Annotated in this window: 6 protein-coding genes and 1 pseudogene; 6 read left to right on the forward strand and 1 reads right to left on the reverse strand. The window is 57.9% G+C overall.

Going from position 1 to position 12105, the window contains the following annotated elements; all coding sequences use genetic code 11:
- Positions 1–824 precede the first annotated feature (824 nt).
- The 4 genes and pseudogenes from AC6LKG_RS05275 to AC6LKG_RS05290 form a co-directional block, all read left to right on the forward strand.
- A complete protein-coding gene (locus AC6LKG_RS05275) occupies positions 825–3377 on the forward strand; it encodes a DNA methyltransferase (RefSeq protein WP_498163272.1) in 2553 nt (850 codons plus the stop codon).
- A 3-nt stretch (positions 3378–3380) separates the two neighbouring features.
- Positions 3381–4592, forward strand: a complete 1212-nt coding sequence (locus AC6LKG_RS05280; protein ID WP_498163273.1) for a hypothetical protein — start codon at positions 3381–3383, stop codon at positions 4590–4592.
- An 8-nt stretch (positions 4593–4600) separates the two neighbouring features.
- Entirely contained in the window at positions 4601–5101 is a 501-nt protein-coding gene (locus AC6LKG_RS05285) for a hypothetical protein (RefSeq protein WP_498163274.1), read from the forward strand.
- A gap of 798 nt (positions 5102–5899) precedes the next feature.
- Positions 5900–6325, forward strand: a pseudogene (locus AC6LKG_RS05290) (radical SAM protein); the annotation flags it as partial.
- On the opposite strand, the gene AC6LKG_RS05295 reads toward AC6LKG_RS05290, so the two are convergent.
- Positions 6261–7472, reverse strand: a complete 1212-nt coding sequence (locus AC6LKG_RS05295) for a helix-turn-helix transcriptional regulator (protein WP_498163276.1) — start codon at positions 7470–7472, stop codon at positions 6261–6263. The pseudogene AC6LKG_RS05290 and the gene AC6LKG_RS05295 sit on opposite strands and share 65 nt — an antisense overlap.
- 58 nt (positions 7473–7530) lie before the next feature.
- On the opposite strand from AC6LKG_RS05295, the gene AC6LKG_RS05300 reads away from it, so the two are divergent.
- Complete coding sequence (locus tag AC6LKG_RS05300) at positions 7531–9648, forward strand: TonB-dependent siderophore receptor (RefSeq protein WP_498163277.1); 2118 nt, start codon at positions 7531–7533, stop codon at positions 9646–9648.
- Positions 9649–9865: 217 nt separating this feature from the next.
- Positions 9866–12046, forward strand: coding sequence for a TonB-dependent siderophore receptor (locus tag AC6LKG_RS05305; protein WP_498163279.1), 2181 nt, complete (start codon positions 9866–9868; stop codon positions 12044–12046).
- Positions 12047–12105 lie beyond the last annotated feature (59 nt).

Genomic DNA, 12105 nt, shown 5'->3' on the forward strand with positions numbered 1-12105 from the left:
AAACACAAGTCTTCGTCTTTGAGGTACGCGTCTCGGAAGAATGTCAGTCTGCAGTGGAAGATTTGGCGGAGTTCGACGCGCCTACGCTGGGAGATCAGTTGTAGCTTGAATGGGTGTCGAAGGCCGAGCTTTGTTCATGGCATACGTCGTTCAACCCGCAATATGGCCTGCAGTCTGCGTCGTCAAAGGGGGGGGGGGGCGATCGTTGATCTACGCATCGAAAAAGTGAGCGGCTCTTGAGTCGCTTAGGAACCGCTCTGAAACTTTGCAACAGTGCCTTGACTGCTTCCTCGGCTGACTTGCCCTGATTTGCCGCGTCTTTCAGTTCAATGACGAATCGGGGAAAAGCAGCTTGGTGCTGGCGGCCAACAGGCCGATATGTATCCGCTCTTGTGGGGCGCGGGCTGTGGCCTTACCGGGAATTTAGCCAGTGCTCTGAATGACGCCCGGCATGGAAGGGGCAGGGTAGGTTGGATAGGCGTGGTTGTCGCTGCAGGCGTGGAGCAAAGACTGCCGCGGCAAGTAGAGAAATTTCGGTGAACAGGTGCGCAGGTTGCACATCCAGTGAAGCTACGGAGTCGTCCGCTGCGGTATTGTGGAAGTGCTTCGTAAGCGGACGGATGTGCCCGCAGTGCGTGGCAGGCTAAGGTACCGGAATGCAACTAGTGTCCCGAATCTGAAGTGTCGGAGGCGCGACCTGGCACCATTTTTTCGCCTACCCGATATGGACCGACGATTCCATGCATGGCCATGGTAAAATTACCAGTTAATGCACTGGTGGGGGGGGCTCCCTCATCTGCAGAAACAATTTAGGCATATACGATATGGTTGTGGTTAACGAGAATATTAAAAAGCGCGCGTTAATTCGTTCATTTGAACGAGAGGGCACGTTGTTAGATCAATTGACATCTTTGACCAGCCCGTCAGATTATGATACGAGCTACGCTACGCACGGCATTCATCCATATCCTGCAAAGTATATCCCTCAGCTTCCAAATCTAATAATACGTGAGCATACTGACGAGCGGAATATTGTCCTTGATCCATTTTGTGGTAGTGGAACGAGTTTATTGGAAGCAACGTTGATGGGGCGGCGCTCAATAGGTGTCGATTCCAATGTCGTGGCACAGCTGATTTCTTCAGCGAAGACTGCTGTGCTCAGCCAAACTGAGATTCAGGAAGCTATAGATTTTGCGGAACAAGTCAAGTCGTTTCGTAGTCCCAGAAAAGCTTTTAGGCCCGCGGGAGCCGATGAGTTAAATTTGTATCACTGGTTTCGACCCGATGTCGTTACTGATCTTCAGCATTTGAAAGATGCGATCGATAATAAATTTCGTGGCAGGGTGGCTCTTCACTCCGTTATGAGGTGCATATTTAGCAGCATCATCGTTAGTGTTAGTAATCAAGAGAGCGAGACTCGCTATGCGGCAATTGAAAAGGATCTGCCGGCGAGCGAAGTGTTCAGGCGCTTTAGTAAGAAATTAGAGCGAGAGATCCCTGGAGTGTTGGAGTTAGCGAACAGCGCCAGTGCTCGGAGGGCTCCTGCTCGAGTTATCCATTCGGACATCAGAAAAATAAGCACAATGGGAATTGAAGAGAATTCCATTGATTTGGTGGTCACGTCCCCGCCCTACCCAAATAGTTTCGACTACTATTTGTACCACAAATGGCGAACTTTTTGGCTTGGGCATGATTATAGAGATGTAATGGCTGCGGAAATTGGCTCTAGAAATGAGCACTCCTCACGCAAGCAGCCTATGGCTGCTTATATCTCAAAGATGCGCGACGCCATGATCCCAATTGGCCGAGTATTAAAACCAAGCAAGCTCGCTTATTTCTTTGTCGGCGATGCTGTTATAGGTGGCGAGTTTTTTGATATTTCAAAAGTTTTTCAGGAAATATTGCAAGGCACTGATTTGCGAATGATCGCAGATAGCAATTATTCGCTGGAAAAGGTGACGCGTTCGTTTCATGAAAAGACCTCCGACAACTGTCATGGAGGGCGCAGGAGCTTTAAGAAGCGTCAACATATTTTGATTTTTGAAAAGATTAATCGCTCGCGCGTGGCGATGAATGGAGCTAGAGCGCGAGCTTCTGCCAAGCCGGAATCTCAACAGGTACAACTTTCTGAGACCGTTCTTACGAACGGACAGGTGATCGCCCTAAAGTCCAGTGACGAGCAACGGCACGTTCACAGCATAGGAAGGTATCCCTCTAAATTCATTCCGGAAATTCCGAGATGGGCAATTGAGAAATATAGCTCGAAGGGAGCGACGGTGATGGACCCTTTCGGGGGGTCTGGGACTACGGCAGTGGAAGCGCTCCTAAGTGGCCGCAATGCAATTTGTTCGGACATTTCGCCCTACTCGATTCTTCTGACTCGCGCGAAGACCTGCAATGTAAATTCCGTTGGTCTGGCAGTAGCCGTGGAAAATTTCGTCACGGAAATTAAGGCTGGCTTTCCATCGGGACGAGTTCGCTTCGCCAAGTTTGAACTGGATGATTTCTGGTTTCCGCCGGGTTATCTAGATGATTTTGCATCAGCGACAAATTATATTAGAACGCACATCGAATCTCAGTATCACGACATATTGCTTGCCGCGGTGTCAATGGCTGTTCGACCTTGCAGCTACCAGGATGAAAGCCAGATAAAAGTCAAACGCGACCCCAAGAAAGTAATCGCTGGAACCCCCCCTCCAGCAGCAGTTATTAGCACCATGGCCAGTCGCGTTTTGGACCGAAAACTTGAGTTCTTGAAGCGCTTGCCTTCGCAGCTCAGTGCGCGTGTTATTACAGCTAGCGCTGATCGACTGTTGAATGACGGGGTGGCGAAGAAGGACGCCGTAGATTTGATTGTGACATCGCCGCCTTATATAAATGCGATGAATTATCCGATGACTCACCGGTATGAGAACATCGTCCTCGGTCTGCTCTCTCCCGAAAATAAGACGAAGCACGAGCAGGAATATTTTGGCTCCGAGCGGGTGTATGCTGCGGATTACTCAATTCCGCGGCAAGTTGAATGGGTGTTTTCTCGAAAGCAGGAGCTTAACTTTGCGCTGGAAAAAATATATGCCGGTGAGCCAAAGAGGAGCTTTGTTGCATATAGATTTTTTAATCTAATGCGAGAATCTCTCATTCAGCAATTTCAGTGCCTCAAGCCAGATGGGCACTTAGTCCTTGTGGTCGGTAGAAATACAATAAAGGGCGTTCCTATAGATACTTTTGGATTTCTGGTGTCGATTGCTGAAGCGCTTGGATTTTCAACCGAGCTTAGCTTTGAGTATGAAATTATCAAGAACGCATTTAAGCTTACGCGTCACGAAACTGCAGATATTATTAAGACGGATGGCGTTGCTGTTCTCAGGAAAAGATGAGAAATGCACTATCACTTATACCACCACAAAAATCTCCCTCTAGCCAACTACGTATTAGAATGCAGCCCCAGTCTCAAGGCTGCACGTGCAACTGGAGAGGCTAGCGTACACTCGTTGCCTCAGCAGCACTCCAGTAAAGATTTTGCGATGTTGCCGACAGCGCTACGTCGCCTGTTGTTTTTCGCACGGCCAGATTTAGTGGTATGTGTTGATGACGGCGAGCACCCTGTATATCCGATCTTCGCATTTGAGCTTACCGATCATGTGCCGGCACAGGATCACTGGATGCAGCGATTTAATCATTTAGTTGGGTGCGCACAGCAGGGAGTTCCGGGTGCATATGTCCTACCTTTCGGTATGCCGAATCACCCTAAGTTCCCTTCGCAGTTGGATCATGTCTTTTTCTTTGCATATGACCGTGTGACAGAGATTCACGAAACGCCGATGTTTATCGCGGAATGGGAAGTTGATGGTGGTCACACAACAAAATGCGACTCCATATACGCGTCGCTTCCTGATCGGCATTCATCGGACCTTGCGCTTACTTTCCAATATCTTGAAAGAGTCATAGACTACGCGATACATGGACGACCGCTGAGAGAGCTCTATCGAGAAAGACTAATCGTTGATCTCAGAAACCGCATAAGGCGACGGGCATACAGCAAGTTACCCAAAATTGCGGACTTCAAGCGACTCAAGTTCAACATGCCCAAAGGTGAGCCGCTAACAAGTTCGGAGTTTGCCTTCTGGCTTCAGGCTAAGGGATTGGTCTTGCCTTCTGACTTTCCAGACAGGCTAGTAAAGCGAGACAAATACTTAATATTTGTGCCTCAGAGTGATCGAGGGTCAGATACCATTGATGAATTGCGAGATAAACTCAAAAGACGGATAAAGGATAAGGGAGGAGATCCTTATTTAGGTCAGCCCTTGGCCTTTGATTATCTATTTTGTAGGTTAGGGCCGACCACTTATGAGCGCGATGTTAGCCTCGTGATTGATCTTAGCGTATTGAAATTCGAAGATATGGCTGAGTATCATCAGTCTGTTTGGAATAGTAGCCCTCTAAGACATACTGACCCAACGAAAGTGAAAGATATTCCGACATACACTATGCATTTAAAGGAAGGTTCGTCTCAGGTATTAAAAAATGTTCTGCGCATATATGCTTATGCGGCGGATGCTATTGTTTATAGAGATGCTTTAATCTACTTCTGAAGATAACCATGTTGGAAGATGAGGTTATTGATGTTCTTGCCAAAGCGGCAAGAGCCCGAGGACTGGCGGTGCTTGCCGAAGGGGGTAATCAAATGCGGGCCTTTCGTTATGTATCGGTAGGCGGTCGGCGCAAAGCTCCGGATTTGGTATTGTTTGGCGAAGGGCAATTGGTTTGCTTTGAGGCCAAAATCCAAGGGGGTTCGTTGTTACGTGTGCCGAAGGTTGGCCCCTCAGACGTGGAAACACAGATTTTCGCTCATCAATCAAGATGCACTAGAGACGCCCTTGCAAAAGAAGGGCAGCGGCGATTGGCAGCAGCGGGACGAGTCGACCAAATAGTAAAATCGGTTGGATTTGGTTTGATTTCGGCTACATGGCACGAAGACGTTGAAAAATTATCACACGAATTCGATCTGTGCTACGTTGTGTGTGACGTGAGCACCGGTAGCTGGCGAGTTCCAGTTTCGAATGCTGAATTCGAGATTTTATTTAAAAATCCTTGCGCCTGATAAAATTAGAAAAGTATATAATAATAATTCGACAAAATAATCATATTTGTGTTAAGTGTAAACTATCGCTCAAGGGGGGTTAATTTTTCTATCTATCCACGTGGGGCTCGTTAATTAATTCGTTTAAGGCTTGATGGTCGTCGTGAAGTAGTAATGCCGGGCTACGGTTTTACTCAGTCAAAGCTGTAGTGTGAGAGCCATGTTTGCAATAGTGTATATGGCTGATTTTATGGGTAGGTGCCTTGATGAAAACTTTCGATGTGCTAGTGGTTGCGAAACTAGTTCAGACTCATCTGCTACTAAGCCCATAAAACCTACAATATGATCAAAAAAGCCCCTCTATATCCTGCCCATCAACTTAGACGGAACCCAATTATCTAATGGCTGGGCGTTGGCAGTCTTTGGGTGGTTCGCGCTGTTCCCAATATCCGGATAATCGCCGAGGTCTCTCTGGCAAGCTCACTCCATTCGCCAAAGATCGACCAATCTAACAGCGCCATGTTCCGGATCGTCCGATGTGGCCCAGCGATCGAGGGTGCAAGGGGTATTCACAGCAGCCTTCTGTTGTTCGCGAGGCCCGCACCCCGCAAGTCAATCGGGTGAGCAGGCGCAAGGTCGGGTGTGGCACACCAATAGCGGGAGCAACCGATGCACGCTAGCGTGCATCGGCCAAAGCCTGCCGTAGAATAGAGAAGGGCCTACGGACGTGGAAATGCCGCTATTGCGAGGGCTGTCCCCGTTAGCTCGGGCAGTCAACGCGCGTGTTTGATGACGGCCCACCTGGTCGAGCCCGACGTCGCCTTCAGCGACGCGCGCATCCTGGTGCACGCCTACCTGATGTACGGCTTTCCCACGCAGACGGTGCAGGACACCGTCGACGCGCTGGAATACGTGCGCCAACTGTTCGAAAACGGCTGTATCCAGAGCGGGTTCTTCCACCGCTTCGCCTGTACGGTGCATTCCCCGGTGGGGCTGAACCCCGAGGAATACGGCGTGACGCTGCGGCCGCTGCCGGACGTGACGTTCGCCAAGAACGACATCGGCTTCGACGATCCGACCGGGGTGGACCACGACGCGCTGGGACGGGCGTTGAAGAAGGCGATCTACAACTACATGCACGGGATCGGGCTGGACGAGGACGTGCGTAGCTGGTTTCCGTTCAAGGTGCCGAAGACGACGGTGGGGCGGCATCGGATTGCCAAGGCGTTGAGCCAGCGGGGGTAGGCGACAGGCCACGCTTGTATTCCCCCGGCCCCACGCCAAACTCCTTGCGGAACGCCGCCGCGAAGTGGCTGGGATTCGAATACCCCAGGTCGAACGCCACCTCCATCACCGTCACCTTGCCCGCCCGCAGCCGCTGCTGCGCCTCGCGCATCCGCGTCTGCTGGAACAAGCCATAGACGCTGTGGCCGAACAACTCGCGGAACCCGCGCTTGATGCGCATGGCGCTCAAGCCCGTCTCCGCGGCCATCTGCGCCAGCGTGGGCGGGTGGGCGAGGTCGGCCAGCAGATAGTCGCGCGCGGCCATCAGGCGTTGCCGTTGCGGCGTGGCGGCATTGGCCCGGCGAGTGTCCGCGTGGCCGGCCTCGAGAAACAGCCCCGTCAGCATCATGGCCTGCGCTTCGCGGATCAGCCGTGCGCCGGGGGTGTCGCAGGCGGGCGTGCGCATGTGCTTCAACTCGCGGCTGATGGCGAGCGCGGCTTGATGCAGCTTTTCGCCGCGGTAGCCGGTGCGAAAGCAACTGCCAGAGTCCAGTGAGCGCCGCAGCGGCGCGTCCTCTTCGTCCTCGATCCACGTGCGCAGCACGTCCGGCCGCAACGCAACGGTCAGGCTCTCGCACACCCCATGTTGGGCAAAGCGTCCGCGCCGATCCGGCGTGTAGTACACGCAGCCGGACGTTTCCCTGACGGCCTCGCCCCGTCCTGCGATGCTCCCTTCCATCCAACAATCGGTCTCGCCGCGCAATTGGTACGACAGCAATACGCGGTCGCCGTCGTCACGCGTGTGCACGGTGAACGGCTGCTCGAATGCGCTTTGCCAATGGCACAGCTCGATGCCCTCCGCCACTTCCGCATACACCAACCGATGTCGTTGTCCTGACAGGTAGTGCGCCAGGAAGTCCGTGTCGAACATCGAGGACGTGGGCACATCGGGCAGGGAGGAAATGGCGCCGTGGCGCGGCGCGTCGGGATGGGTCTTCATAAAGCGGTGCCGGGGAACCGTTTCGGGGGTGACGACCCGATCCGGGTAGTTAAAGGAATGAGACGCAATATTAAATGGAGCGGCTTCCAAGCAATGCCCATACATCGCGCCCGGCGACATGCGCCGGGTCTCGGGATGCATGCCATCAAACAAACGGACCACGCTCATGATCTTCCAATCCCGCGCCAGATGCGCATCGCCCCGGGTTCTTACCGTCGGATTTCATTTGCTGCTGCTGGCCTGGACCCAGCCCGGCGCGGCGCAGGCGGCCGCAGCGGCCAAGGCGGGGGATGCGCGCACCTTGCCGTCCGTCGAGGTCGTCGGTATCCCGCAGGACGACGGCGTGGTGCCACGTCGCTCCAGTTCCGCCACGCGCACCGACACGCCCCTGATCGAGACGCCGCAGTCCCTCTCGGTGATCACCCGCGAACAGATGGACGCGCGCAACGTGCGCTCGGTCAACGAGGCCTTCCGCTACGCGCCCGGCGTCGCCACAGAATCCTGGGGCGCCGTTACCGCCTATGACGACATGAGCATCCGCGGCTTCAGCACGGGCAACGGCCCCGTCGACACCTTCCTGGACGGCATGCGCCTGAACCGCGGCGTTGTCTTCGGCGGCCAGCAGGTCGATCCTTTCCTGCTCGAACGCATGGAAGTGCTGCGCGGCCCCGCCTCGGTGCTGTACGGCACCTCCACGCCCGGCGGCGTCATTGCGCTGACCAGCAAGCTGCCGCGCGAAGACGCCGTGCGCCTCATCGAGTTGGAAGGCGGCACCAGCCGCTACCGTCGCGGCTCGTTCGACCTGGGCGGCAAGGCCGACGAACGCGGCACGCTGCTGTTCCGGGTCGTCGGCACCGCCATGAACAGCGATGGCCAACTGGACGGCACCTGGTTGCGCCGCCGCGCGGTCGCGCCCTCGCTCACCTGGCAACCCAGCGCCGCCACCCGTTTCACGCTGTACGCGCGCTACCAGGACGATCCCGGCCTGGGCATGATCTCGTCGGTGCCGGGCATCGGCAGCGTGCTGCCCAACCCCCACGGCCAACTGCCGCCCCGCTTCAACGTGGGCGAGCCTGGCTACGACACATTCGCGCGCACCATCCGCGCCGTGGGCTACCAGTTCGACCAGAAGCTGGCGGGCGACTGGTCGATGAGCCTGAACGGCCGCTACACCCGCGTCGACAGCGACTATGACGCCGTGGTCCTGGCCGCCTTGCAACCGGACCTGCGCACCATCGACCGCCAGGTGCTCGGTTCCACCGAGCGCTACGACAGCGTCACCCTGGACAACCAGTTGAAGGGCCGCTTCGCCACCGGCGCCGCGCGCCACGAACTGCTGGCCGGCCTGGTGTGGGAGCAGATGCGCGGCGACGGCGACTACCGCACGACCTACAACGGCACCAAGCTGGATCTCTACAGCCCCGTCTACGGCGTCCCGCAGCCCGTCCCGCCCACGGTCATGGACAAGGGCATGCGCTCGACGCTGACCGGCCTATACGTGCAGGACCAGATCGCGCTGGGCAACTGGCACACCACCGTCGGCGTGCGCCAGGACTGGTCGACGATCGATTCCCGCGACAGGCTCTCGCACAGCGGCTTTACTCAGAAGGACCAGGCCACCACCGTGCGCGTCGGTACGCTGTATCGCTTCGGCAATGGCCTGGCGCCGTATGCCACCTACGCGCAGTCCTTCGAGCCCGTGAACAGCCTGTCCGCCAGCGGCGAGCCTTTCAAGCCGACCCGGGGCGAACTGTTCGAGACCGGCCTGAAGTACCAGCCGGAGAACTGGGACGCCCTGTTCACCGCGGCGATCTACCACCTGACCCAGACCAACGTGCTGAGCGCCGACCCCGCCAACCCGCGCCTATCCGTGCAGTCGGGCGAGGTCCGCTCGCGCGGGCTGGAGCTGCAAGCGCATGCGCGGCTGTCGCCGCAGTGGAGCGTGATCGCGGCCTATACCTGGCAGAACGTCGAATACACCAAAGGCAATGCCAACGAAGTGGGCAGGACGCCGTCGCGCGTGCCGACGCGCTTTGGCGGCGTCTGGCTGGCGTGGGATGCGCCCTCCGGCCTGGGCGCGGCGCTGGGGGTGCGGCATAACGGGGGAAGCTGGGGCGGGTACCAGACGTTGCAGGATTTCCGGGTGCCGGGATACACGTTGGTGGACGCGCAACTGCACTATGACCTGGGGCGGCAGGTGCCCGGCTTGAAGGGGACGAAGGTGCAGTTGAATGTGTCGAATTTGACGGACAAGCGGTATAGCGGGGGATGCTATGACCTGGATATCGGGTGCTTCGCGGGGGCGGGTCGGGTCGTGAGTCTGAAAATGGCTTACCAGTGGTAAGCCGGCCCGATGCTTCGACCATGCGCGGCTAAGGTATCGGCGCACGGGCGGCGGCAGGAAGCCGGGCCGCCCGTAGCGGATCCGGGTAATTGCTCCGATCCGGGTAGTTGATTGAACGAGACGCACTATCAAATATGGGTGTCTCAAAAGCAGTGCCATGGCCCCACGCCGTCAGCGGATGGCCGAGGCCCGGCCTGCGATCAACAGGAGCCCGCTCATGATTTTCCCCTCCCTAGCCGGACGCGCCAGGCGCGCGAGCTCTCGGGCCCTTGCCGCCGGTCTGCCACTGCTGCTGTTGGCATGGGTTCCGCCTGGCGCGGCCCAGGCGCCCGCAAGCCGCGCCACGCCGACGCTGCCGCTGATCGAGGTGGCTGGCCGCGCCGACGCGGACAACCTCACTGCGCGCCGCGCCAGTTCCGCCACGCGCACCGACACCCCACTGGGCGAGCTTGCGCAATCGGTCTCGGTAGTGACGCGCTCGCAATTGGACGCGCAGGACGCGCGTTCCGTCAACGAAGCCTTCCGTTATGCCCCGGGCATTGCGACCGAGCAGTGGGGCAGCGTCACCGCCTTCGACCAACTGACGATTCGCGGCTTCACTGGCGAGAACGGCGAGGCCGACACTTTCCTCGATGGCCAGCGCCAGACCGCCGGTATCGTTTACGGCTCGCAGCAGGTCGACCCGTTCCTGCTGGAACGCATGGAGGTGCTGCGTGGCCCGGCGTCGGTGCTGTATGGCATGGCCAGCCCTGGCGGCATACTGGCCCTGAGCAGCAAACTGCCTCGCGACGAGTCCATCCGGCTGGTCGAGCTGGAGGGCGGCACACGGGGTTACCGGCGCGGCTCTTTCGATCTGGGCGGGCGGGCCACGGAAAACGGCGCCTTGCTCTACCGTATCGCTGGCACCGCGTGGAACAGCGACGGCAATGTAGACGGCTTTCCGGCCCGCCGCCGCGCGGTCGCGCCTTCGCTCGCCTGGCAGCCCAGCGCTGCGACGCGATTGACGCTGTACGCGCGCTATCAGGATGATCCCTCGATGGGAACGCTGGGCGCCGTGCCCGCCTCGGGCAGCGTGTTGCCCAACCCGAATGGCCGGATTCCCCTGTATCTCAATCCTGGCGAGCCATCCTACGACACCTTCTCCCGCAAGCAGCGCGTGGCGGGCTATCGCTTCGATCAGCGCCTCAACGACGAGTGGGCCATTTCCTTGCATGGCCGCTACAGCGGCATCGAACTGCATCGCGCCACGATCAGCGGCGTTCGCCTGCGGCCGGACCTGCGCACCATCGACCGTAATACTTCGCTGTCCGAGGAGGCTTACCACGCCATCACGCTGGACAATCAACTGAAAGGCCGCTTCGCCACCGGTGCTGTCGAACACGAACTGCTGGCCGGCATCAGTTGGGAACAAATGCGCGGCCGTGGCGACTATGCCCAGGGCGCCGCGCCGCCGCTGGATCTGTACCTGCCAGTGTATGGCATGCCGATCATCGGCTCGCCAACCGTGTTCATGGACAACCGCATACGCTCGACGCAGACCGGCTTCTATCTGCAGGATCAACTTCCTCTGGACGGCTGGCACACCACGCTGGGCGTGCGTCATGACCGATCCACCATCGACACCGACGATCTGCTGGGGCGCGCCGGCTTCAAGCAGCACGACGACGCCACTACCGTCAGGGCCGGCACCTTGTATCGGTTCGGCAATGGTGTGGCGCCCTATGTGACCTACGCCCAGTCGTTCCAGCCCACCAACCGCCTGTCATCCAGCGGCGAGCCGTTCAAGCCCAGCCGCGGGGAACTGATCGAAGCCGGTGTCAAGTACCAACCCGAACATTGGGACGCCTTGCTCACCGCGGCGGTGTTCAACCTGACACAAGCCAACCTGCTCAGTGCCGATCCCGCCAATCCGGCATTCAGCGTTCAGGAAGGTGAACTGCGGTCGCGCGGCCTGGAACTGGAAGCGCGAGCCAGACTCGGGGCGCAATGGAGCGTGATTGCCGCATACACCTGGCAGCACGTCGCTTATACCAAGGGCGACCCGGCCCACGTCGGCAAGACGCCGCCGCGCGTGCCCGAGCGCTTTGGCGGCATATGGCTGGCCTGGGATGCGCCGTCCGGCCTGGGCGCCGCCCTGGGCGTGCGCCATGACGGCGGCACGTGGGTGGGGGACAGGACATTGCAGCAATTCCGCACGCCGGCTTTCACCTTGCTGGACGCGCAGGTGCACTATGACCTGGGACGGCAGGTGCCGGCCATGAAAGGGGCGCGGCTGCAGTTGAACGTCTCCAACCTGACCGACAAGCGGCATGTCGCGAGTTGCTACGACGCGACCATGGGCGGGTGCTTCCGCGGCGCGGGTCGGGTGGTGAATATGAAGTTGGCGTATCAGTGGTGATATGTGCCCGCCGGCGCGGGCGGGGCGCGGCGCTCGATCCTTCGACGCGCCGCCTTGTC

The sequence above is a fragment of the Achromobacter sp. 46006 genome, from assembly GCF_059761975.1.

What these genes read in the sequence shown, in the direction of transcription:
- AC6LKG_RS05305 (WP_498163279.1), top strand. Translation starts at nt 9,866, where the DNA reads ATGATTTTCCCCTCCCTAGCCGGACGCGCCAGGCGCGCGAGCTCTCGG.
- AC6LKG_RS05275 (WP_498163272.1), top strand. Translation starts at nt 825, where the DNA reads ATGGTTGTGGTTAACGAGAATATTAAAAAGCGCGCGTTAATTCGTTCA.
- AC6LKG_RS05295 (WP_498163276.1), bottom strand. Translation starts at nt 7,472, where the DNA reads ATGAGCGTGGTCCGTTTGTTTGATGGCATGCATCCCGAGACCCGGCGC.
- AC6LKG_RS05285 (WP_498163274.1), top strand. Translation starts at nt 4,601, where the DNA reads ATGTTGGAAGATGAGGTTATTGATGTTCTTGCCAAAGCGGCAAGAGCC.
- AC6LKG_RS05280 (WP_498163273.1), top strand. Translation starts at nt 3,381, where the DNA reads ATGCACTATCACTTATACCACCACAAAAATCTCCCTCTAGCCAACTAC.